The organism is Streptantibioticus parmotrematis (genome assembly GCF_019890615.1).
GTDB classification, from domain to species: Bacteria; Actinomycetota; Actinomycetes; order Streptomycetales; family Streptomycetaceae; genus Streptantibioticus_D; species Streptantibioticus_D parmotrematis.
Window position 1 is genome coordinate 131740 of the sequence record NZ_JAINVZ010000003.1, and the last position, 22150, is coordinate 153889.

The 22150-nt window shown below is 71.9% G+C and carries 19 protein-coding genes; 5 read left to right on the forward strand and 14 right to left on the reverse strand.

The features are described 5' to 3' along the window. Window positions 1–58: 58 nt before the first annotated feature. The 10 genes from K7472_RS05780 to K7472_RS05825 form a co-directional block, all read right to left on the reverse strand. Window positions 59–1612, reverse strand: a complete 1554-nt coding sequence (locus K7472_RS05780; protein WP_222974664.1) for an MFS transporter — start codon at window positions 1610–1612, stop codon at window positions 59–61. Next, on the reverse strand, window positions 1609–2157 hold the full coding sequence (locus tag K7472_RS05785) for a TetR/AcrR family transcriptional regulator (RefSeq protein WP_222974665.1): 549 nt from the start codon (window positions 2155–2157) through the stop codon (window positions 1609–1611). Before K7472_RS05785 ends, K7472_RS05780 begins: the two co-directional genes overlap by 4 nt. 201 nt (window positions 2158–2358) lie before the next feature. Further along, on the reverse strand, window positions 2359–3786 hold the full coding sequence (argH, locus tag K7472_RS05790; protein WP_222974667.1) for an argininosuccinate lyase: 1428 nt from the start codon (window positions 3784–3786) through the stop codon (window positions 2359–2361). After that, window positions 3783–4979 carry an argininosuccinate synthase gene (locus K7472_RS05795; protein ID WP_222974669.1) on the reverse strand — a complete coding sequence of 399 codons (1197 nt, stop codon included), beginning with the start codon at window positions 4977–4979 and terminating at the stop codon, window positions 3783–3785. Before K7472_RS05795 ends, argH begins: the two co-directional genes overlap by 4 nt. Window positions 4980–5169: 190 nt before the next feature. After that, window positions 5170–5697 carry an arginine repressor gene (locus tag K7472_RS05800; protein WP_222974671.1) on the reverse strand — a complete coding sequence of 176 codons (528 nt, stop codon included), beginning with the start codon at window positions 5695–5697 and terminating at the stop codon, window positions 5170–5172. Window positions 5698–5704: 7 nt separating this feature from the next. After that, on the reverse strand, window positions 5705–6901 hold the full coding sequence (locus K7472_RS05805; protein ID WP_222974673.1) for an acetylornithine transaminase: 1197 nt from the start codon (window positions 6899–6901) through the stop codon (window positions 5705–5707). Next, window positions 6898–7914 carry an acetylglutamate kinase gene (gene argB, locus K7472_RS05810; protein WP_222974676.1) on the reverse strand — a complete coding sequence of 339 codons (1017 nt, stop codon included), beginning with the start codon at window positions 7912–7914 and terminating at the stop codon, window positions 6898–6900. The genes K7472_RS05805 and argB overlap by 4 nt, the downstream gene beginning before the upstream one ends. Beyond that, window positions 7911–9062, reverse strand: coding sequence for a bifunctional glutamate N-acetyltransferase/amino-acid acetyltransferase ArgJ (gene argJ / locus K7472_RS05815; protein WP_222974678.1), 1152 nt, complete (start codon window positions 9060–9062; stop codon window positions 7911–7913). Before argJ ends, argB begins: the two co-directional genes overlap by 4 nt. Next, on the reverse strand, window positions 9059–10087 hold the full coding sequence (argC, locus tag K7472_RS05820) for an N-acetyl-gamma-glutamyl-phosphate reductase (protein ID WP_222974680.1): 1029 nt from the start codon (window positions 10085–10087) through the stop codon (window positions 9059–9061). The genes argJ and argC overlap by 4 nt, the downstream gene beginning before the upstream one ends. Before the next feature lie 445 nt (window positions 10088–10532). Continuing rightward, window positions 10533–11117 (reverse strand): CGNR zinc finger domain-containing protein, encoded by a 585-nt coding sequence (locus K7472_RS05825; protein ID WP_222974682.1) that lies wholly within the window; start codon window positions 11115–11117, stop codon window positions 10533–10535. Between the two features lie 51 nt (window positions 11118–11168). On the opposite strand from K7472_RS05825, the gene K7472_RS05830 reads away from it, so the two are divergent. After that, complete coding sequence (locus K7472_RS05830) at window positions 11169–12614, forward strand: MFS transporter (protein WP_222974684.1); 1446 nt, start codon at window positions 11169–11171, stop codon at window positions 12612–12614. Window positions 12615–12666: 52 nt separating this feature from the next. Beyond that, a complete protein-coding gene (locus K7472_RS05835) occupies window positions 12667–13788 on the forward strand; it encodes an epoxide hydrolase family protein (RefSeq protein ID WP_222974686.1) in 1122 nt (373 codons plus the stop codon). Window positions 13789–14031: 243 nt separating this feature from the next. Here the strand turns inward: K7472_RS05835 and K7472_RS05840 are convergent, their stop codons facing one another. Next, a complete protein-coding gene (locus tag K7472_RS05840; RefSeq protein WP_222974688.1) occupies window positions 14032–14880 on the reverse strand; it encodes a helix-turn-helix transcriptional regulator in 849 nt (282 codons plus the stop codon). 101 nt (window positions 14881–14981) lie between these two features. Between K7472_RS05840 and K7472_RS05845 the strand changes: the two genes are divergently transcribed. Beyond that, complete coding sequence (locus K7472_RS05845; protein ID WP_222974691.1) at window positions 14982–15695, forward strand: SDR family NAD(P)-dependent oxidoreductase; 714 nt, start codon at window positions 14982–14984, stop codon at window positions 15693–15695. A 33-nt stretch (window positions 15696–15728) separates the two neighbouring features. On the opposite strand, the gene K7472_RS05850 is transcribed toward K7472_RS05845, so the two are convergent. The 3 genes from K7472_RS05850 to K7472_RS05860 all read right to left on the reverse strand — a co-directional run bounded on the left by K7472_RS05850 (window position 15729) and on the right by K7472_RS05860 (window position 19129). Further along, complete coding sequence (locus tag K7472_RS05850; RefSeq protein ID WP_372457933.1) at window positions 15729–18116, reverse strand: ATP-binding cassette domain-containing protein; 2388 nt, start codon at window positions 18114–18116, stop codon at window positions 15729–15731. Between the two features lie 166 nt (window positions 18117–18282). Then, the gene (locus tag K7472_RS05855) at window positions 18283–18699 is read right to left on the reverse strand and encodes a VOC family protein (RefSeq protein ID WP_222974695.1); all 417 of its coding nucleotides are present in this window, start codon (window positions 18697–18699) and stop codon (window positions 18283–18285) included. 10 nt (window positions 18700–18709) lie between these two features. Further along, on the reverse strand, window positions 18710–19129 hold the full coding sequence (locus tag K7472_RS05860) for a helix-turn-helix domain-containing protein (protein WP_222974697.1): 420 nt from the start codon (window positions 19127–19129) through the stop codon (window positions 18710–18712). A 71-nt stretch (window positions 19130–19200) separates the two neighbouring features. Here K7472_RS05860 and K7472_RS05865 point away from each other — a divergent pair, with 71 nt between their 5' ends. Both K7472_RS05865 and K7472_RS05870 read left to right on the forward strand, forming a co-directional pair. Next, entirely contained in the window at window positions 19201–19713 is a 513-nt protein-coding gene (locus tag K7472_RS05865; RefSeq protein WP_222974699.1) for a DinB family protein, read from the forward strand. 148 nt (window positions 19714–19861) lie between these two features. Then, window positions 19862–22081, forward strand: a complete 2220-nt coding sequence (locus tag K7472_RS05870; protein WP_222974701.1) for an NADP-dependent isocitrate dehydrogenase — start codon at window positions 19862–19864, stop codon at window positions 22079–22081. Window positions 22082–22150: the final 69 nt, after the last annotated feature.

The window sequence follows — 22150 nt, forward strand, 5'->3', positions numbered from 1 at the left end:
GGTTGACCCGTCGCCCGGTCGACCCGTCGGCCCGCCGCCCCGTTCGTGACCGCCCGCCTCAGCCGTGCTCGCCCGGCGCGTGGTCCGCGAGGCGCTGGCCGCGCAGCATCCGCCACGCCCAGACGGCGGCCACCAGCAGCACGGCGGCGCCGACCGCGGAAGCGGTCCGCAGTCCGTCGGTGAACGCCGTCCTGGCGGCCTCGCGCAGCGCGACGGCGGTGCCTCCCGGCAGCCCCGACGCCGCGTCCAGCGCGTCGGCGAGCGACTGCCGCGCCTGCCCGGCCGCGTGCGCCGGCACCCCTCGCGGTATCGCGATGCCGGAGTACATGCCGGTCACGATCGAGCCCAGCAGTGCGATGCCGAGCGCCGCGCCGAGTTCGTACGCGGTCTCTGAGACGGCGGAGGCGGCGCCCGCGTGCTCCTTCGGCACGGACGAGAGGATCACGTCGGCGGTCACGGTGAAGGAGAACCCGGCGCCGACACCGACCACCAGCAGGACCGCGCCCAGCACCGGATAGCCGGTGTCCGGGGTGACCGCCACCAGTGCGGCCAGCGCGGCGCCGATGACGGCGAGGGCGCCCGCCACGACGGCGCGCACGGAGTAGCGCCGGGCCGCGTTGCCCGCGATCAGGCCGGTCACGACGGCGCCGAGGGCGGCGGGGATCTCGGCGAGCCCGGCCTGCAACGGGGAGCGCCCCTGCACCATCTGGAGGTACTGCGACAGGAAGAAGATCAGGCCCGACATCCCCAGCACGGTCAGCAGGTCGGCCAGCACGGAGGCGGAGAAGCCGCGGTTGCGGAAGAGCCGCATGTCCAGCAGCGGCGCCGCGATGGTCAACTGCCGCCGCACGAAGGCCACCAGGCAGCCCAGACCCACGACACCGGCCGCCAGGTGGCCGGGGCCGAAGCCGTAGGCCGCGGTCTCCTTGACCGCGTAGACCACGCCGATCATGCCGGCCAGCGACAGCAGCACGCTGACGGTGTCCCAGGGGCCGGGGGCCGGGTTGCGGGACTCGGGCAGCACCTTGACGCCGAAGACGATGAGCACCGCCATCACCGGCAGGTTGATCAGGAACGCCGAACCCCACCAGAAGTGTTCCAGCAGGAAGCCGCCGACGACCGGTCCGGCCGCGGCGCCCGCCATCGAGGCGGAACCCCACACGCCGATGGCGAAGCTGCGCTCACGCGCGTCGCTGAACAGGTTGCGGATCAGCGCCAGCGTGGAGGGCATCAGGGTCGCCCCGGCGACGCCCATCAGCGCGCGGGCCGCGATCAGCATGCCCGGGCTGGTCGCGTACGCGGCGAGCAGCGACAGCACGCCGAACGCCGCGGACCCGGTGAGCAGCAGCTTCTTACGGCCGATGCGGTCGCCGAGGCCGCCCATCGACACCAGGAGCCCGGCGATGACGAACGAGTAGACGTCGCCGATCCACAGCAGCTGGGTGGAGGAGGGCCGCAGGTCCTCGCTGAGGAACGGCATGGCGAGGCCCAGCACGGTGGCGTCGACGGCGACCAGCAGCAGCGCGAGGGTGAGCACGCCCAGCGCCCACCAGCGGGCGGGGTGCGGCCGCTCGGGCCCGACGACGGGGGTGCGCAGCACACCGGAGGTCATGAGCGCTCCCGCAGCATGCCGCCGAGCAGCAGGTCGCCGACCATCCGGGCGGAGTCGCGCGGGGCCATCTTGCCGTCCTGCACCGACCACGCGGAGGCGGCGATCAGCGCGTAGAGCGCCTCACAGAGCCAGGCGGGGGTGAGGTCGTAGCGGAAGAGTCCCTGTTCCTGGCCGCGGTGGAAGAGCGCGCTGACGCGTTCGTCGATGCGGGCCCAGCCCGCGTTCAGCTCGGCGTCGTCGTAGAGCTGGTTCTCGCCGTAGAGGAAGGCGAGGAAGCCGGAGACCGGGATGGCCTCCTCGATCAGGCGGCGCACCGCCTCGACCGGGTCGCCCTCCTCGACGCGTGCGGCGTCGAGGCGCTCCTCGGTCTGCGCGACGCCGAGCGCGCCCAGCGCCCGCACCAGCGCCTCCCGGCCGGGGAAGTGCCGGTGCAGGGTGGCCCGGCTGACGCCTGCGGCGCGGGCGATCTCGTCCAGCGACGCGGTGGCGCGCCGGGTCAGCAGCGCGGCCGCGTCCCGCAGGACCTGCTCACGATCGAAGCTCATGAGACGATGATAACTCCCATGAGACATCACTGTCTCATCATATTCAGGACAGTCTCATGCCGACGATCAGTGCCGTGTCGGCTAACGAGGGGACGGCGGCGCACGCAACGGGGCACCGCGCGGGTCGGCCCGCGAACGCGTCCGGCCGGTCACGTACGACACGTGACCGGCCGGACCTTCCCACTCCTCGGGCTCTTCGCCTCAGCGCCGGGCGTCGGCCCACTCGTGCTGGGTCGCGACGTCCCGCTTGACCTCGGCCAGCTGAACGGCGACCGCCGAGGGTGCCGTACCGCCCCGGCCGTCACGCGACGCCAACGCACCCTGAACGTTGAGCACTTCACGCACCTCGGGCGTCAAGTGCTCGGAGATCGCGGCGAACTGCTGGTCCGTCAGCTCGTCCAGCTCGATGCCCTCGGCCTCGCAGACCTTGACGCACTCCCCCGCCACCTCGTGCGCGACGCGGAACGGCACGCCGCGCTTGACCAGCCACTCGGCGATGTCGGTGGCCAACGAGAAGCCCGCGGGGGCCAGTTGGGTCATGCGCTCGCGGTTGACGGTGAGGGTCGCCATCATGCCGGTGAACGCCGGGAGCAGGATCTCCAGCTGGTCGCAGGAGTCGAAGACCGGCTCCTTGTCCTCCTGGAGGTCCCGGTTGTACGCGAGCGGCAGCGCCTTGAGGGTGGCCAGCAGCCCGGTCAGGTTGCCGATCAGGCGGCCGGACTTGCCGCGCGCGAGCTCCGCGATGTCCGGGTTCTTCTTCTGCGGCATGATCGACGAGCCGGTGGAGAAGGCGTCGTGCAGGGTCACGAAGGAGAACTCCTTCGTGTTCCAGATGATGACCTCCTCCGCGATCCGGGAGAGGTCCACACCGATCATGGCGGTGATGAACGCGAACTCGGCGACGAAGTCGCGCGAGGCCGTGCCGTCGATCGAGTTGCCGACCGAGCCGCGCTCGAAGCCCAGGTCGGCCGCGACCGCCTCCGGGTCGAGGCCCAGCGAGGACCCGGCCAGCGCGCCCGAGCCGTACGGCGAGACCGCCGTGCGCTCGTCCCACTGCCGCAGCCGCTCGGCGTCCCGGGACAGCGCCTGGACGTGGGCGAGCACGTGGTGGGCGAAGAGCACCGGCTGCGCGTGCTGGAGGTGGGTGCGGCCGGGCATCGCCAGGTCCGGGTGGGCCTCGGCGAGGCCGACCAGCGCGTCGGACAGATCGGCGAGCAGGCCGCCGACGACCCGGGCGTGGTCGCGCAGGTACATCCGGAACAGGGTGGCGACCTGGTCGTTGCGGGAGCGGCCGGCGCGCAGCTTGCCACCGAGGTCGGGGCCGAGCCGTTCCAGCAGGCCGCGTTCCAGCGCGGTGTGCACGTCCTCGTCGGCGACGGTGCCCGTGAAGGTGCCGTCCGCGACGTCCGCTTCCAGCCGGTCGAGGCCGGTGAGCATGCGTTCCAGCTCGTCGGCGGTGAGCAGCCCGGCCTTGGCCAGGACCCTGGCGTGGGCGCGGGAGCCCGCGATGTCGTAGGGGGCGAGCCGCCAGTCGAAGTGCACCGAGGCGGAGAGCTTCGCCAGGGCTTCGGCCGGTCCGTCCGCGAACCGGCCGCCCCACAGCCGTACGTCGTCGTTGCCGGAGGTCACTGCGCCAGGTCCCGCTTGGCGGCGATCTTCGACGACATGCCGAACAGCTCGATGAAGCCCTTCGACAGCGACTGGTCGAAGGTGTCGCCGGTGTCGTACGTGGCGAGGTTGAAGTCGTAGAGCGACTCGCCCGAGCGCCGGCCGGTGACGACCGCCCGGCCGCCGTGCAGGGTCATCCGGATGTCGCCGGAGACGTGCTCGTTGGCCTCGTCGACGAAGCCGTCCAGCGCCCGCTTCAGCGGCGAGAACCACAGGCCGTCGTAGACGAGTTCGCCCCAGCGCTGCTCCACCTGCCGCTTGTAGCGGGCGAGTTCGCGCTCGACGGTGACGTTCTCCAGCTCCTGGTGGGCGGTGATCAGGGCGATGGCGCCCGGAGCCTCGTAGACCTCACGGGACTTGATGCCGACCAGCCGGTCCTCGACCATGTCGAGCCGTCCGACACCCTGGGCCCCGGCCCGCGCGTTCAGCTGCTGGATCGCCTCCAGCACGGTGACCTGCTTGCCGTCGATGGCGACCGGCACGCCCTGCTGGAAGGTGATGACGACCTCGTCGGCCTCGCGCGGGGTGGCCGGGTTCTCGGTGTACTCGTAGACGTCCTCGATGGGCGCGTTCCAGATGTCCTCCAGGAAGCCGGTCTCGACGGCCCGGCCGAAGACGTTCTGGTCGATGGAGTACGGGGACTTCTTGGTGGTGGCGATCGGCAGGCCCGCCTTCTCGGCGAACGCGATGGCCTTGTCCCGGGTCATCGCGTAGTCCCGCACCGGCGCGATGCACTTGAGGTCCGGGGCGAGCGAGGAGATGCCCGCCTCGAACCGCACCTGGTCGTTGCCCTTGCCGGTGCAGCCGTGCGCCACGGTGTCCGCGCCGTGCTTGCGGGCGGCGGCCACCAGGTGCTTGACGATCGTCGGCCGGGACAGCGCGGAGACCAGCGGGTAGCGGTCCATGTACAGGGCGTTGGCCTTGATCGCCGGGAGGCAGTACTCGTCGGCGAACTCGTCCTTGGCGTCCGCGACCTCGGCCTCGACCGCGCCGCACGCGAGCGCCCGCTTGCGGATGATGTCCAGGTCCTCGCCACCCTGGCCGACGTCGACCGCGACGGCGACGACCTCCGCGCCGGTCTCCTCGGCGATCCAGCCGATGCAGACGGAGGTGTCCAGGCCGCCGGAGTAGGCGAGTACGACGCGCTCTGTCACGGCTTTCTCCTTCACTGTGGTGGCGCACTGAGGTGGCGTGCGGGTGCGGGCGACAGCATCCATGCGGTGCTTGGCATAAGTATGCAGCATGCCGCATGGAAAATCAAAGCCCCGCATGGCCATTCATCCATGCGGGGCTGTTGCGGGCGTGTCGCGCCTGCTTTCCGGCGCGGGCCGTGGTCGTACGGTGTCAGCCGTGGTCGCGTTCGGCCAGGCGGAGCAGGTGGTCGGCGAGCGGCTGGCCGCCGGCCGGATCGCGGCTGATCAGCAGCAGCGTGTCGTCGCCCGCGATGGTGCCGAGGATGTCGTGCACCTCTGCCTGGTCGATCGCGGAGGCCAGGAACTGGGCCGCGCCCGGCGGAGTGCGCAGCACGACGAGGTTGGCGGAGGCCTCGGCACTGATCAGCAGCTCACCGGCGAGCCGGGCCATCCGCTCCTCCTTCACCGACTCGCCCAGCGGCGCCATCGGCGTGCGGAAGCCACCCTCGGAGGGCACCGCGTAGATCAGCTCGCCGCCGGCGTTGCGGATCTTGACCGCGCCGAGTTCGTCGAGATCGCGTGAGAGCGTGGCCTGGGTGACGTTCAGCCCGTCGTCGGCCAGCATCTTGGCCAGCTGGCTCTGCGAGCGCACCGGCTGCCGGCCGAGGATGTCCACGATCCGGCGGTGCCGTGCGGTGCGGGTCTGCGGTACGGCTGGGCCGCCCTGCGCCTCGGTCATCTCGTCGTCAGTCTCCGGCTCGTCGGTCCCCGTAAGCGGCGTCGAGGACGCCCGGCAGCGCCCGCGTGAACGCCTCGACCTCCTCGTCGCCGAGGATCAGCGCGGGAGCGAGCCGTACCGTGTCCGGCATGCACGCGTTCACCAGGAGACCGGCGTCCTGAGCCGCCAGTTGCACCCGCGGCGCGAGGGGCTCGGTGAGCACGATACCCAGCAGCAGGCCCGCACCGCGCACATGGTCGACGAGCGGATGCCCGATTCCCTCGATCCCCTGCCGCAGTCGCTCCCCGGCGCGCTTGGCCCGCTCCAGCAGCCCGTCCGCCTCGATGGTGTCGAGTACGGCGAGCGCCGCAGCGCACACCGCCGGGTTGCCGCCGAAGGTGGTGCCGTGCTGACCGGGCGTCAGCAGCTCGGCCGCGGGGCCGAAGGCCAGCGTGGCGCCGATCGGCAGACCGCCGCCGAGGCCCTTGGCGAGCGTGACGACGTCCGGCTCGACGCTCTGGGCCTGGTGGGCGAACCAGTGGCCGGTGCGGCCGATGCCGGTCTGGATCTCGTCAAGTACCAGCAGGGTGCCGGTCGCCCGGGTGATCTCCCGGGCGGCGTGCAGATAGTCCTCCGGCGGCACGACCACGCCGTTCTCGCCCTGGATCGGCTCGATGAAGACGGCGGCGGTGTGTTCGGTGACCACTTCGCGCAACGCGTCGGCGTCCCCGTACGGCACGTGGGTGACCTCGCCGGGCAACGGACGGAACGGGTCCTGCTTGGCGGGCTGGCCGGTCAGGGCGAGGGCGCCCATGGTGCGGCCGTGGAATCCGCCGACGGTGGCGACGTTGTGGGTGCGGCCGGTGCGGCGCCCGATCTTGAACGCGGCCTCGATCGCCTCGGCGCCGGAGTTGCAGAACAGCACACGCCCCTGACGTCCCATCAACTGGAGTAGGCGCTCGGCGAGTTGGACCGGGGGTTCGGCGACGAAGAGGTTGGAGACGTGGCCGAGCGTGCCCAGCTGGCGGGTGACGGCCTCGACGACCGCCGGGTGCGCGTGGCCGAGGGCGTTGACGGCGATGCCACCGACGAAGTCCAGGTACGCGTTCCCGTCGGCGTCCCACACCCGGGCGCCCTCGCCGCGTACCAACGCGAGCTTGGGCGTGCCGTAGTTGTCCATCAGCGCGTCCTGCCAGCGGGCGGTCAGCGCGGCGTTGCCGGTCATGCCTGGTCCCCCTCGGGTGCCGGGTCCGGCACGACCATGGTGCCGATGCCCTCGTCGGTGAAGATCTCCAGCAGGATCGCGTGCTGCACCCGCCCGTCGAGCACCCGGGCGGTGCCCACCCCGCCGCGCACCGCGTACAGGCAGCCCTCCATCTTCGGCACCATGCCGCTGGACAGGTCGGGCAGGAGTTTCTCCAGTTCGCTCGCGGTGAGCTGGCTGATCACGTCGTCACTGGCCGGCCAGTCCGCGTACAGGCCCTCGACGTCGGTCAGCACCATCAGCGTCTCGGCGCCGAGTGCCACGGCGAGCGCGGCGGCGGCGGTGTCGGCGTTGACGTTGTAGACGTGGCCGTCGTCGGCGCTGCGGGCGACGGAGGAGACGACCGGGATGCGGCCGTCGTCCAGCAGGGCCTGGATGGCGCCCGCGTCGATGCCGGTGATCTCGCCGACCCGGCCGAGGTCGACGCGTTCGCCGTCGACGTCGGCGTACCGCTTGGTGGCGGTCATGGTGTGGGCGTCCTCGCCGGTCAGGCCGACGGCGAGCGGTCCGTGGCGGTTGAGCAGGCCGACGAGTTCGCGCTGCACCTGCCCGGCGAGCACCATCCGCACGACGTCCATGGCCTCGGGCGTGGTCACCCGCAGCCCGGCCTTGAACTCGGTGACCAGGCCCAGCTTGTCGAAGTGCGCGGTGATCTGCGGGCCGCCGCCGTGCACGACGACCGGGCGCAGTCCGGCGTGCCGCAGGAAGACCACGTCCTGCGCGAACGCGGCCTTCAACTCCTCGTCCACCATGGCGTTCCCGCCGAACTTGATGACGACGGTCTTCCCGTGGAAGCGGGTCAGCCAGGGCAGGGCCTCGATGAGGATGCGGGCCTTGGGCAGCGCGCTGTGTGTGCGGGCGGCGGGCTGCCCGTCGGCGTCGGCCGCTTCGGGAACGTGGCCGCTGTCGGGCTGCGGGGTGTGGTCGGCCTGCGGTGTGTGCTCGGGCCGCGGAGTGTGATCGGCGTCGGTCATGAGGAGTACGCGCTGTTCTCGTGGACGTAGTCGGCGGTCAGGTCGTTGGCCCAGATGACGGCGGAGTCGGTGCCCGCGCCCAGGTCGGCGGTGATGCGCACCTCGCGGTAGCGCATGTCGACCAGTTCGCGGTCGTCGCCGACGGCGCCCCGGCGGCAGACCCACACGCCGTTGATGGCGACGTTGAGCCCGTCGGGCTCGAAGGCGGCGTCGGTGGTGCCGATGGCGGACAGCACCCGGCCCCAGTTGGGGTCCTCGCCGTGCACGGCGCACTTGAGCAGGTTGTTGCGGGCGATGGACCGGCCGACCTCCACCGCGTCCTGCTCGCTCGCGGCGTTGATCACCTCGATGCGGATGTCCTTGGACGCGCCCTCCGCGTCGCCGATCAGCTGCCGGGCGAGGTCGGCGCACACCTCCCGTACGGCGTCGGCGAACTCCTCGTACTCCGGGGCGACTTGGGAGGCCCCGGAGGCCATCAGCAGCACGGTGTCGTTGGTCGACATGCAGCCGTCGGAGTCGATCCGGTCGAACGTGGTGCGGGTCGCGTCGCGCAGCGCCTTGTCGAGGCCTGCGGCCTCCACGTCGGCGTCGGTGGTGAGGACGACCAGCATGGTGGCAAGTCCCGGGGCGAGCATGCCCGCGCCCTTGGCCATGCCGCCGACCGCCCAGCCCTGGCCGTGCACGACCGCGGTCTTGTGCGTGGTGTCGGTGGTCTTGATGGCGATCGCGGCCTTCTCGCCGCCGTACGGGGACAGTTCGGCCGCGGCCTTCTCGACTCCCGGCAGCAGCTTGTCCATCGGCAACCGCACGCCGATCAGTCCGGTGGAGCAGACCGCGACCTCGCCAGCGCTGTGGCCGAGCACGTCCGCGACCTTCTCGGCGGTGGCGTGGGTGTCCTGGAAGCCCTCGGGGCCGGTGCAGGCGTTGGCACCACCGGAGTTGAGGACGACCGCGCTCACCGCGCCGCCGCGCGCCACCTGCTGCGACCACAGCACGGGAGCGGCCTTGACGCGGTTGGAGGTGAAGACGGCGGCGGCGTGCAGACGCGGGCCGTTGTTGACGACGAGTGCCAGGTCCGGGTTGCCGTTCTCCTTGATTCCGGCGGCGATCCCGGCCGCCGTGAACCCTTGCGCTGCCGTGACGCTCACGGAGCCACCCCAATCGTGGTCAGTCCCAGCTCCTCGGGGAGTCCGAGGGCGACGTTCATGCTCTGCACCGCGCCGCCCGCGGTGCCCTTGGTGAGGTTGTCGATGGCGCTGACGGCGATGACGCGGCCGGCCGTCTCGTCGTACGCGACCTGGAGCAGCGCCGCGTTGGAGCCGTACACCGCGGCGGTGGACGGCCAGCGGCCCTCGGGCAGCAGGTGGACGAACGGTTCCGCGTCCAGCGCCTTCGCGTACGCCTCCCGCACCGCCGCGGCCGTGGTGCCGGGCAGGGCCTTGGCGCTGCACGTGGCGAGGATGCCGCGCGGCATGGGCGCCAGCGTCGGCGTGAACGAGACGGTGACCGGCTGCCCGGCGACGGCGCCGAGGTTCTGGGCCATCTCCGGGGTGTGGCGGTGGACGCCGCCGACGCCGTACGGGGTCATCGAGCCCATGACCTCGCTGCCCAGCAGGTGCGGCTTGGGCGACTTGCCCGCGCCGGAGGTGCCGGAGGCGGCGACCACCACGGCTTCGGGTTCGACGAGACCGGCGGCGTAGGCGGGGAAGAGGGCGAGGGAGACCGCGGTCGGATAGCAGCCCGGCACCGCGATCCGCCGCGCCCCGGTCAGCGCTGCGCGACCACCGGGCAGCTCGGGCAGGCCGTAGGGCCAGGTACCGGCGTGCGGCGAGCCGTAGAAGCGCTCCCAGTCGGCGGCGTCCCTGAGCCGGAAGTCGGCGCCGCAGTCGATCACGAGGGCGGCGTCCCCCAGTTGCTCGGCGACGGCGGCGGACTGGCCGTGCGGCAGCGCGAGGAAGACGACGTCGTGCCCGGCGAGCGCCTCCGGCGAGGTGGGCTCCAGGACGCGGTCGGCGAGCGGAAGCAGGTGCGGTTGCAGTGCGCCGAGGCGCTCACCGGCGTTGGCGTGCGCGGTGACCGCGCCGACCTCCACCCGCGGATGCCCGAGCAGCAGCCGCAGCACCTCACCCCCGGCGTACCCACTGGCCCCGGCCACAGCCGCCCGCACCACCATCGAATCCCTCCTCGATCGATGGCATGACTATACGTTCCACAGAACTTTTATGCAATGACTGCCTGCGGGGGCCGATCCTCGGCAGGGTGACGACGATCTGCAATCGGCCCTTCCGACGGCTGTCGGCCCCGCTGCGACTCAGTAGCCGCGGCGAACGACGTGCGGGACCCCGGCGTCGAAGAGCGCGAATTGCCGATGAGCCGTTTCAGGAGTCGGTCCGGCTCGGGATACGCGCGGAGAGCACGCGCCTTGGCGGACCGACACCGGGCTCGGGCTGCGTGCCGGACGACCGGAACGGAGGTCTTGCGGTCTCGGGCCCGCACTGCGGCTTTCGCTGCGATGCGGATTGCCTCGCGAGGAACGCCCTCGGAGCCCCGGACGAGTTCGCCGAAGGCGGGCTCGGACGAAATCCCGGAGCCGGCCCGGCAGGGGCAGGTGCCGGCGCTCAACGCGGGCTGTGCCGGCTCCGGTAGGCCGCGACGCTGGCCCGGTGTGCGCAGGTTCGGGTGCAGTACTGCTTCGAGCCGTTGCGCGAGAGGTCCACGAAAGTGGCCCGGCAGGTCGGCCCGGCACATACGCCGAGACGAGCGGGACCGAGCGTGGCGATCACGGCGGCCAGTGCGCTGAGCATGGTCGCGGCAAGGTGCGCCGAGCAGCGGTCGGTGTCGGAGGTCACCTCGGTCCACCAGCGGTCGCCCTCGTGGCACAGCACCGGGGTGGCGCGGCCGCGACGCAGACCGTCGTTGATCAGAGCCGCGGCTTCGACCGCGTCCGCGTTCGCCCGTTCGAGCACCCCACGCACCGTCTCGCGCAACGCGCGGACTTCCGCCAGGTCGGCGCGGGTGAGACGCCGCGGACCGGCCCCCCGGTTCGCGGCCGGACTCGGAGGTTCAGCCGCGGGGTGGTCGTCAAGGAAGTCCCGGAGCTGCTCCACGGTCTCGAGCGCGTCCTCCCCCTTGACCGGCCTCAAGGTGTTGGCCAGGTCGACGGCCGCCTGGACCGCCAAGGGGCTGTAACACGCATCCCGCATTTGACGTATCTCCTCACTGCTCCTTAATGTCACACCCAAAGGAGCTTTTACATGTCACAACATACTCGGCAGAGGACGACGCCGCAGACGATCCCGTCCGGAGGGGCCCCGACACCGGAGCGAACCGACGCCCCGGACGGGCGTCGGCTGGGGCTGACGCTGGGAATGCTGGTGCTGCCGATGTACGTGGCGCTGGGAGCGCCGTCGGTGGCCCTGCCGGCCATCGGGCGCGCACTCGCGGTGCCGTTCGGGGCCACCGCGTGGATTCTCGCCGCGTGGTCGCTGACCTCCGCGCTCGCGATGCCGGTCGCGGGTCGGCTGCTGGCCCGCTGGAGTCCCTTCCAGGTCCTCGTCGCCGGGGTCGTGGCGCTCGCCGCGGGCTCCGCGCTCGCCGGAGCCGGGCCGACCCTGTCCGTCGTGATCGTCGGCCGACTGATCGGCGGCGCCGGGGCGGGCGCGACCGTGATCGCCGTCTTCGCCGCGGCCACCGCCCTTCCCGGGCGGCACCGGATCCAGGCCCTGGGAATCATCGCGGCGGCCAGCGCGACGGCGTCGGGGTGCGGGACACTGCTGGGCGGGGTGGTGACCGCATGGCTCGGATGGCGTGCCGTGCTCGCGATCCCGGTCCTCGCGCTGCCCCTCCTGCTGGCCGCGTTGCCGAGCAGGCGCGCGCTGACGCGCAGCGGTAGCGGCGAGCGAAACGGGTCGACCGGGCGACTCGATGTCGTCGGCGCGGCCGTGCTGTCGGTACTCGCCGGTTCGTTGATCACGTTGCTGCAGGCGCACTCGGTCGGCCTGCCCGCTCCGGTCACGCTCGTCGTGGCTGCCGCCGGGGTGCTCGCCGCCGTGGGGGTGTGGTGGCGCGTGCGAAGCACGCCCGACGGGTTCGTGCCCCGGCGGGTGATCGCGGCCCGCGGCTTCCTGGCGACCGGGCTCGTCGGCGGGACCGTCTTCGCCGGCTACTACGGGGTGCTGTTCCGCGCCCCGTCCCTGATCGAGCAGACCACGGGCGGTGGCCCCCTGGAAGCCGGCGTGATCCTGGTCCCGGCCGCCGCCTGCTCGGTGCTGGCCGGGCGGCTGGTCGGCACCTTGACCGACCGGTTCACCGGCTGGCAGGTGTCGGCCGGGCTTGCGGCAGTCACCGTCGTCGGCGTGCTCGCGGTCGCGGCCTTCAACGGGCCGATCCCCATCGTCGTCGGCACGGCGTTGACCGTGTGCGGGTTCGCCGGCGCCCAAGCCGTACTGGTGGGCCTCGCGCCGGACCTGGTCGCCGCGGACGACCGCGACACCGCGCAGGGCCTGCTCAACTTCATGAACGCCCTGGGTGGCGGGATCGGTCCGGCCACGGTCGCGGGTCTGTCCGGCATCGTGCCGGTGCCGGTGGCCCTCGCCGTGCTCGCGGCACTCCCCCTGGCCGGACTCGTCGTCAGCCTGACCGCGCGCCCTGCCGCCGACCGTCGCCCCGAACCCGACGCCACGCGTGGGATCCCGCGATGACGGTCCGCCCGCATCCGATCCGATGATGCCTCGACCAGTAAGGAGCCTTGCCATGTCCGCCGAGCCGTTCGAGGTCAGCGTCACCGATGCCGAGATCGCGGACCTGCGTGAACGATTGCGACGGACACGGTGGCCCGAGCGCGAACCGGTGGACGACTGGTCGCAGGGTGTGCCGCTGGCGTACGCGCGGGAGCTCTGCCGCAGCTGGGCCGAGGACTACGACTTCGGGTTCGCCGAGCGGCTGAACGTGTTCCCGCAGTACCGCGACACGGTCGACGGGCTGGGCATCCACTTCCTGCACGTCCGCTCGCCGGAGCCGGACGCGTTCCCGCTCGTGCTCACGCACGGGTGGCCGGGTTCGGTGCTCGAGTTCCTGGAGGTCCTCGGGCCGCTCACCGACCCGCGCGCGCACGGCGGTGACCCGGCGGACGCGTTCCACGTGGTCGCGCCGTCGTTGCCCGGGTACGGCTGGAGTGACAAGCCGTCGACGACCGGGTGGGGCGTCACTCGCACCGCGCGCGCCTGGGACACGCTGATGGTCTCGCTGGGTTACGAACGGTACGGCGCGCAGGGCGGTGACTGGGGTTCGGCGGTGTCCGCGGTGCTGGGCGAGGTGGCGCCCGAGCGGGTCGCCGGCGTGCACCTGAACCTGGGATCCGTGGCAGCGGGCACGTTCGACGACCCGACGCCCGCGGAACTGGCGAACCTCGAGGCCGAGAAGGAGATGCAGCGCACCGGCCGCGGGTACTCGGCGCTCCAGGCGACCCGGCCGCAGACGCTCGGTTACGGCCTCACCGACTCCCCGGCGGGGCAGGCCGCCTGGATCGCCGAGAAGTTCTGGGCGTGGACGGACAACGACGGCCATCCCGAGGACGCGCTGTCGCGGCAGACGATCCTCGACGAGATCTCGGTCTACTGGTTCACCGCGTCGGCCACGTCGTCGGCGCGCCTGTACTGGGAGAGCTTCGCCGGCTTCCGGGACAAGGTGACCGCGCCATCCGGGCTGTCGGTCTACCCGCGCGACATCACCCGCCCGTCGAGGCGGGAGGCCGAGCTGCGGTTCACCGACCTGCGCTGGTTCGAGGAGCTGCCGCATGGTGGCCACTTCGCCGCGCTGGAGCAGCCGGATTCGCTGGTCGAGCAGGTGCGCGGGTTCTTCCGCCTGTTCCGCTGACTGCCCGTGCCATCCCCTGGGAAGCCCGCGCCCAGGGGATGGTCCTGTCCGTCCCGCCGGTTACCGGCACATCACGTTGTGGGGCGGTGCAATGGGCGAACGGTGTCCGGCTCGACGGCGGCTGCGCGGAGCTGCTGGTTTTCGACCTCCGAGACGTGGACGACGCGGGCGAACTGTTCGTTGCCCGCCTGAAGTCGTCACGTTCCTGGGTGGCCTTCGCCACCTTCGTTTCGCCCGGCCACTTCAGCCCTCGTGATGGGTCAGGTCCTGGGTGCCCAGGACGGTCAGGAGGGCCAGGCGCTCCGCGTCCTGCGTGCCGACCTCCGCCGTGTAGACCATGATGCGCAGGTCGCTCCCGGCTACGGTCAGCACGTCGCAGTCGAGGGTGACGGGGCCGACCGACGGGTGGTCGATGGTCTTGCGTGACGCCTCGTGGCGGCCCACCGCCCCCGTTGCCCACAGGTCGGCGAACCGCTCGCTGCCGGCGCGCAGTTCGCCGATCAGCCGCTGCAACCGCCGGTCGGCCGGGTAGCGTTCGGCGGCCTCACGCAGGTCGGCGACGAGTGCGGCCTCGTGGTCGCGCGCGGCCTGCGGCGTGCGCCGCACCCCGGGGCCGGGGCCGAGGAAGTGCCGCCACACGCTGTTGCGTTCGTTGCCGCGCCGGGCGGACGGGTCGCCCATCAGCGCCGCGTAGGGCGCGTTGGCGACCAGCAGGGTCCAGGACGCGTCGAAGACGGCCACCGGTGTCCCCGTGAACCGGTCCAGCAACCGCTGCACGCTCGGGGTGACGAACGCGGGCACCGTCTCCGGTCCCGGCGGCGCGAGGCCGGCCAGCCGGAACAGGTGCGCGCGTTCCTCCTCCGACAGCCGCAGCGCCCGCGCCAGCGCCTCCACCACCTGCGTCGACGGGTTCGTCGCGCGGCCCTGTTCGAGCCGGGTGACGTAGTCGACCGAGATCCCGGCGAGCAGGGCCAGTTCCTCGCGGCGCAGCCCGGCCGCGCGCCGCTGTCCGCCCGCGGGCAGTCCCGCCGCCTCGGGCGGCACCCGGTCGCGCCAGCGCCGTACCGCCTTGCCGAAGTCCGCCGTCGCCATGCGGCCAGTCTCCCCCGCCCTGCGCCGATCCGCCTGGTACCAGTGGTCCCAGGAAGGCGGGACTCCTGGCTCGCCGGGCACACCGGAGGGAGGGTGGGGACATGACGACGACACTGATCACCGGAGCCAACAAGGGCCTCGGCCACGAGACCGCCCGCCGCCTGATCGCCGCGGGCCACACCGTCTACGTCGGCAGCAGGGACGCCGAGCGCGGCCGCGAGGCGGCGGAGCGCCTGGGCCCGCGCGCCCGGGCCGTGCGACTGGACGTCACCGACGACGCCTCCGTCGAGGCGGCGGTGCGCGCGATCGAGGTGGACGGCGGCCTCGACGTGCTGGTCAACAACGCCGGCATCGAGGCGCGCGGCCCGCACAACGAGGTCCAGGGCGCGGCCGACCTGACCGCCGACACCATGCGCGAGGTCTTCGAGACCAACGTCTTCGGCACGGTCCGCGTACTGCACGCCTTCCTGCCGCTGCTGGGCCGGTCCGCCTCGCCGGTCGTGGTCAACGTCAGCAGCGGCCTGGCCTCGCTCACCTGGGTCTCCGACCCCGACAACCACGCCTCCGGCTACCCGGGCGTGGCCTACCCGGCGTCGAAGACCGCGGTCAACATGGTCACCGTCCAGTACGCGAAGGCGTTCCCCGGGATGCGGATCAACGCGGTCGAGCCCGGCTTCACCAAGACCGACCTGAACGGCAACACCGGCATCCAGACGGTCGAGGAGGGCGCCGAGATCATCGTGCGCATGGCCCAGGTCGGCCAGGACGGGCCCACCGGGGGCTACTTCGACGCCTCGGGACGGCTTCCCTGGTGAACTCGCCTACGAGCGCACCGAATTGACGGTACGTCAGGCATTGACGTACGCCGCCAGGTGCTCGCCGGTCAGCGTGGAGCGGTCGGCGACCAGGTCGGCGGGCGTGCCCTCGAAGACGATCCGGCCGCCGTCGTGGCCCGCGCCGGGGCCGAGGTCGACGATCCAGTCGGCGTGGGCCATGACGGCCTGGTGGTGCTCGATGACGACGACCGACTTGCCGGAGTCGACGAGGCGGTCGAGCAGGCCGAGCAACTGCTGCACGTCGGCCAGGTGCAGACCGCTGGTCGGCTCGTCGAGGACGTAGACGCCGCCCTTCTCCGCCATCTGCGTGGCCAGCCTCAGCCGCTGCCGCTCACCGCCGGACAGGGTGGTGAGCGGCTGGCCGAGGGTGAGGTAGCCCAGACCGACGTCCACGAGCCGTTCCAGGATCCGGTGGGCGGCCGGGACGCGCGCCTCGCCCTCGGCGAAGAACCGCTCGGCCTCGGCGACCGGCATCGCCAGCACCTCGCTGATGTCCCGCCCGCCGAGCTCGTATTCGAGGACCTGCGCCTGGAACCGCTTGCCCTCGCAGTCCTCGCACGGGGCGGCGACGCCGGCCATCATCCCCAGGTCGGTGTAGATCACGCCGACGCCGTTGCAGGTGGGGCAGGCGCCCTCGGAGTTGGCGCTGAACAGCGCGGGCTTGACGCCGTTGGCCTTGGCGAACGCCTTGCGGACCGGCTCCAGCAGCCCGGTGTACGTCGCCGGGTTGCTGCGCCGCGAGCCCTTGATCGGCGTCTGGTCGATCGCCACCACGTCCGCGCCGGGCGGCAGCGAGCCGTGCACCAGGGAACTCTTGCCGGAGCCCGCGACACCGGTGACGACGCACAGCACGCCGAGGGGGACGTCGACGTCGACGTCGCGCAGGTTGTTGGCGTCGGCGCCGCGGATCTCCAGGACGCCGGTGGGCTCGCGCACCGTCTTCTTGAGGGCGGCGCGGTCGTCGAGGTGGCGGCCGGTGACGGTGTCGCTGCCGCGCAGCGCCTCGACGGTGCCCTCGAAGCAGACGGTGCCGCCCCGCGTCCCCGCGCCCGGGCCGAGGTCCACCACGTGGTCGGCGATCGCGACGACCTCGGGCTTGTGCTCCACGACCAGCACGGTGTTGCCCTTGTCCCGCAGCCGCAGCAGCAGGTCGTTCATGCGCTGGATGTCGTGCGGGTGCAGGCCGATGGTGGGCTCGTCGAAGACGTACGTGGTGTCGGTGAGCGACGAGCCGAGGTGGCGGATCATCTTGACGCGTTGTGCCTCACCGCCCGACAGCGTGCCCGACGGCCGCTCCAGCGACAGGTAGCCGAGGCCGATCTCGGTGAACGAGTCCAGGGTGGCGCCCAGCGCGGTCAGCAGCGGCGCGACCGACGGCTCGTCGAGCCCGCGGACCCACACCGCCAGGTCGCTGATCTGCAGGGCGCAGGCGTCGGCGATGCTGAGCCCGGCGATCTTCGAGGATCGGGCGGCCTCGCTGAGCCGGGTGCCCTCGCACTCGGGGCACACGGTGAAGGTGACCGCGCGCTCCACGAACGCCCTGATGTGCGGCTGCATCGCCTCCTTGTCCTTCGACAGCATCGACTTGCGGACCCGGAGCACCAGGCCCTCGTAGGTCATGTTGATGCCCTCGATCTTCATCCGCTCCGGCTCGCGGTACAGGAGGTCGTGCAGCTCCCTCTTGGTGTACTTGCGGATCGGCTTGTCCGGGTCGACGAAGCCGGAGGAGGCGTAGAGCCGGTAGTTCCAGCCGCCCGCGGTGTAGCCGGGGATGGTGAGGGCGCCCTCGGACAGCGACTTGGAGGCGTCGTAGAGCTGGGTCAGGTCGATGTCGGTGACCGCGCCGCGGCCCTCGCAGCGCGGGCACATGCCGCCGGTGCGCTCGAACGTCGCCTTGACCGCCTTGCGGTTGCCGCGTTCGACGGTGATCGCGCCGCTGGCCCGGACCGAGGGGACGTTGAAGGCGTACGCGTTGGGCGAGCCGATGTGCGGGTCGCCGAGACGGCTGAAGAGGATGCGCAGCATGGCGTTGGCGTCGGTGGCGGTGCCGACGGTGGAGCGCGGGTCGGCGCCCAGCCGCTGCTGGTCGACGCTGATGGCCGTGGTCAGGCCCTCGAGCACGTCGACCTCGGGCCGCGCCATGGTGGGCATGAAGCCCTGCACGAAGGCGCTGTACGTCTCGTTGATCAGGCGCTGCGACTCGGCGGCGATGGTGCCGAAGACCAGCGAGCTCTTGCCCGAGCCGGAGACGCCGGTGAAGACCGTCAGACGGCGCTTGGGGATCTCGACGTGGACGTCCTTGAGGTTGTTCACGCGCGCGCCGTGCACGCGGATCACCTCGTGGCTGTCGGCGGCGTGCGGCGCGGGGGGCGTGGTCTGCCGCGTCCTGGCCATGCTCATCGTCTCCATCCGCGTGTGCGTCTGCGTGTGCCGGACCGTGCGCGCCTGCGTCCGCCGGACCGTCCGCGTCTGCGTCCGCCGGGCTTCGGGCGTGCGTCAGGCCGGGCCCGGCCTCGTACGTCGCGTCAGTACGGTACGGGCCGGGCCTGTGCTCTTCGGGGCCGGGTTACTGCTTGCGGGGCTGGTTGAAGCGGAGCATGTTGCCCGCCGGGTCGCGGAAGGCGCAGTCGCGCACACCGTAGTGCTGGTCCACGGGCTCCTGGAGCACCTCGGCGCCGGAGGCCCGCAGGCGCTCGAAGGTGGCGTCGACGTCGTCGGTGGCGAAGATGACGGCCCGCAACAGGCCCTTGGCCAGCAGTTCCGCCATCGCCTGCTTGTCGGCGGGCGAGGCGTTGGGGTTGGCGAGCGGCGGTTCGAGGACGATCTCCACGTCGGGCTGCTCGGGCGAGCCGACGGTCACCCAGCGCATCCCCTCGTAGGCGACGTCGTTGCGGACTTCCAGGCCGAGGACGTCGCGGTAGAAGGCGAGCGCCTTGTCGTGGTCGTCGACGGCGATGAAACAGGTCGAGAGCTTGATGGTCATGGCATCGACGCTACGAGGCGGCGGCGGATTCCGCTTCTTTGATCCTGACCGGTCGGGTGAGGATCTTGGCGACGCAGGACGGGATCGCCGCGGCCGCCTCGTGGCCCCGGGCCCGGTAGGCGCTGGGGCTGACGCCGACGAGCTCGCTGAAGCGCGTGCTGAACGACCCCAGCGAGGTGCACCCGACCGCGAAGCAGACCTCGGTGACGCTCAGGTCACCGCGCCGCAGCAGTGCCTTCGCCCGCTCGACGCGGCGGGTCATGAGGTAGCTGTACGGCGTCTCGCCGAAGGCGGCGCGGAAGCTGCGGGAGAAGTGCCCCGGTGACATAAGGGCGACGCGCGCCAGCGCCGGGACGTCCAGGGGCCGGGCGTAGTCGCGGTCCATCGTGTCCCGGGCCCGCCGCAGCCGCACCAGGTCGTCCAGGTCCATGCCCCCAGCATCGCACGGGACCGCGCGGGCGGAGCCGGGCCGTTGTCAGACCCCGCTGGCACGATGAGGCCATGACGATCGACGAACGGGCGATGCCGCCGCTCGACGGCGACGAGCGGACCAATCTCGCCGCCTGGCTGGACTTCTACCGCGAGACGCTGGCGATGAAGTGCGAGGGGCTCACCGACGAGCAGGCCCGCACCGCTTCCGTCGCGCCCTCGCCCCTGACGCTCCAGGGCCTCGTGCAGCACCTGTCGGAGGTCGAGCGCAACTGGTTCCGCCGGATACTCGCCGGGGAGGACGCGCCGTCCCTCTACGGCCCGTCGTCCAGCGCGGAGGGCCACGACGGGGGCTTCGAGCTGAGCGACGAGGTCTCGTTCACCGCCGCGTGCGCGACGTGGCGCGAGGAGACAGCCCGGTCCCGCGCCAACTGCGCCGCGCGGTCGCTGGAGGACACCTCGCCGTTCGGCCCCGGTCGGGTGAGCCTGCGGTGGATCTACACGCACATGATCGCCGAGTACGCCCGCCACGTCGGTCACGCCGACCTCCTGCGCGAGCGCATCGACGGCAGCACGGGGGTGTGACGAGGGTGTGGGGGCGGCACTGCCGGCCGGGTGAGGGCGGCACTGCCGGCGGGGTGAGGGTCGCCGGGGCAGGGCCCTTTCGGGATGGGGCCGCTCAGGAGATATCTTGATGTCGAGCAATGTTGCAGACGTGGAGAGCGGAGCACCGGTGACTGACTCGACGATCATCTATACGCACACCGACGAGGCCCCGGCCTTGGCGACGTACTCGTTCCTGCCTGTGATCCAGGCGTACGCCTCCACGGCCGGAATCGATGTCGAGACCCGCGACATCTCGCTGGCCGGGCGCATCATCGCGAGCTTCCCCGAGCACCTGGAGGAGGGCCAGCGCATCGGCGACGCCCTCGCCGAGCTGGGCGAGCTGGCGCAGACGCCCGGGGCCAACATCATCAAGCTGCCGAACATCTCGGCCTCCATCCCGCAGCTGAAGGCCGCCGTCGCGGAGCTGCAGCAGCAGGGCTACGCGCTGCCGGACTACCCGGACGAGCCGAAGACCGACGAAGAGCGCGAGGTGCGCGCCCGCTACGACAAGGTCAAGGGCAGCGCGGTCAACCCGGTCCTGCGCGAGGGCAACTCCGACCGCCGCGCGCCCGCCTCGGTGAAGAACTACGCCAAGGCGCACCCGCACCGCATGGGCGCCTGGACCTCCGAGTCGAAGACCAACGTGTCGCACATGACCGCCGACGACTTCCGCTCCACCGAGAAGTCGGCGATCGTCGAGCGCGCCGGTTCGCTGCGCATCGAGCTGCACGGGGACGACGGCTCCACGACCGTGCTGCGCGAGTCGGTACCGGTGCTCGACGGCGAGGTCGTCGACGCCTCCGTGATGCGCGTGGCGGCGCTGCGCGAGTTCCTGACCGCGCAGGTGGCCCGGGCCAAGGCCGAGGGCGTGCTGTTCTCGGTGCACCTGAAGGCGACGATGATGAAGGTCTCCGACCCGATCATCTTCGGCCACGTGGTGCGCGCCTTCTTCCCGAAGACGTTCGCGAAGTACGGCGAGGTCTTCGCCGCCGCCGGCCTGACCCCCAACGACGGCCTGGGCGGCATCCTCAAGGGCGTCGAGGCGCTGCCCGAGGGCGCGGAGATCAAGGCGTCGTTCGAGGCGGAGCTCGCCGAGGGCCCCGAGCTGGCGATGGTCGACTCCGACCGCGGCATCACCAACCTGCACGTGCCCAGTGACGTGATCGTGGACGCCTCGATGCCGGCCATGATCCGCACCTCCGGCCACATGTGGGGCCCGGACGGCCAGGAGCACGACACCCTCGCGGTGATCCCGGACAGCTCCTACGCGGGCATCTACCAGGTCGTCATCGACGACTGCCGGGCCCACGGCGCGTACGACCCGGCGACCATGGGCTCGGTCCCGAACGTCGGTCTGATGGCGCAGAAGGCCGAGGAGTACGGCAGCCACGACAAGACCTTCGAGATCCCGGTCACCGGCACCGTCCGCGTGGTCGACGCCTCCGGCACCGCGGTGCTGGAGCAGACCGTCTCGGCGGGCGACATCTTCCGCATGTGCCAGACCAAGGACCTGCCGGTCCGCGACTGGGTCAAGCTCGCCGTCACCCGCGCCCGCGCCACCGGCGACCCGGCCGTCTTCTGGCTGGACGAGGACCGCGCCCACGACGCCAGCCTGATCGCCAAGGTGAAGCAGTACCTGCCGGAGCACGACACCGAGGGCCTGCGGATCGAGATCCTCTCCCCGGAGAAGGCGATCGCGCTGTCCCTGGAGCGCATCCGCCGTGGTGAGGACACCATCTCGGTCACCGGCAACGTGCTGCGCGACTACCTGACCGACCTGTTCCCGATCCTGGAGCTGGGCACCAGCGCCAAGATGCTGTCGGTCGTGCCGCTGATGAACGGCGGCGGCCTGTTCGAGACCGGCGCGGGCGGCTCGGCCCCCAAGCACGTGCAGCAGCTGGTCAAGGAGAACTACCTGCGCTGGGACAGCCTGGGCGAGTTCCTGGCGCTGGCGGTCAGCTTCGAGCACCTGGCGAAGACCACCGGCAACGCCCGCGCCCAGATCCTCGCCGACACCCTGGACCGGGCCACCGGCACCTTCCTCAACGAGAACAAGTCGCCCAGCCGCAGGCTCGGCGGCATCGACAACCGCGGCAGCCACTTCTACCTCGCCCTGTACTGGGCGCAGGAGCTGGCGAAGCAGACCGAGGACGCCGCGCTCGCCGAGGCGTTCGCGGGGCTCGCCGGGACGCTGGCCGAGCAGGAGAAGGCCATCGTCGACGAGCTGATCGCGGTGCAGGGCAAGCCGGCCGAGCTCGGCGGCTACTACCAGCCCGACCCGGAGAAGGCGGCGGCCGTCATGCGCCCGTCGGCCACGCTCAACCAGGCGCTGGCCACCCTCGCCTGATCCGCACACCGCACGGCCCGAGGGGACCGCTCCGGCAGGGGCGGTCCCCTCGGCGTTGCCTAGGCGTCC

Bases quoted from the DNA above. Each gene is read 5' to 3' on its own strand.
- K7472_RS05780 (WP_222974664.1), bottom strand. From the start codon at position 1,612: ATGACCTCCGGTGTGCTGCGCACCCCCGTCGTCGGGCCCGAGCGGCCG.
- K7472_RS05785 (WP_222974665.1), bottom strand. From the start codon at position 2,157: ATGAGCTTCGATCGTGAGCAGGTCCTGCGGGACGCGGCCGCGCTGCTG.
- K7472_RS05800 (WP_222974671.1), bottom strand. From the start codon at position 5,697: ATGACCGAGGCGCAGGGCGGCCCAGCCGTACCGCAGACCCGCACCGCA.
- K7472_RS05805 (WP_222974673.1), bottom strand. From the start codon at position 6,901: ATGACCGGCAACGCCGCGCTGACCGCCCGCTGGCAGGACGCGCTGATG.
- argB (WP_222974676.1), bottom strand. From the start codon at position 7,914: ATGACCGACGCCGATCACACTCCGCGGCCCGAGCACACACCGCAGGCC.
- argC (WP_222974680.1), bottom strand. From the start codon at position 10,087: ATGGTGGTGCGGGCGGCTGTGGCCGGGGCCAGTGGGTACGCCGGGGGT.
- K7472_RS05825 (WP_222974682.1), bottom strand. From the start codon at position 11,117: ATGCGGGATGCGTGTTACAGCCCCTTGGCGGTCCAGGCGGCCGTCGAC.
- K7472_RS05830 (WP_222974684.1), top strand. From the start codon at position 11,169: ATGTCACAACATACTCGGCAGAGGACGACGCCGCAGACGATCCCGTCC.
- K7472_RS05835 (WP_222974686.1), top strand. From the start codon at position 12,667: ATGTCCGCCGAGCCGTTCGAGGTCAGCGTCACCGATGCCGAGATCGCG.
- K7472_RS05840 (WP_222974688.1), bottom strand. From the start codon at position 14,880: ATGGCGACGGCGGACTTCGGCAAGGCGGTACGGCGCTGGCGCGACCGG.
- K7472_RS05845 (WP_222974691.1), top strand. From the start codon at position 14,982: ATGACGACGACACTGATCACCGGAGCCAACAAGGGCCTCGGCCACGAG.
- K7472_RS05850 (WP_372457933.1), bottom strand. From the start codon at position 18,116: ATGAGCATGGCCAGGACGCGGCAGACCACGCCCCCCGCGCCGCACGCC.
- K7472_RS05855 (WP_222974695.1), bottom strand. From the start codon at position 18,699: ATGACCATCAAGCTCTCGACCTGTTTCATCGCCGTCGACGACCACGAC.
- K7472_RS05860 (WP_222974697.1), bottom strand. From the start codon at position 19,129: ATGGACCTGGACGACCTGGTGCGGCTGCGGCGGGCCCGGGACACGATG.
- K7472_RS05865 (WP_222974699.1), top strand. From the start codon at position 19,201: ATGACGATCGACGAACGGGCGATGCCGCCGCTCGACGGCGACGAGCGG.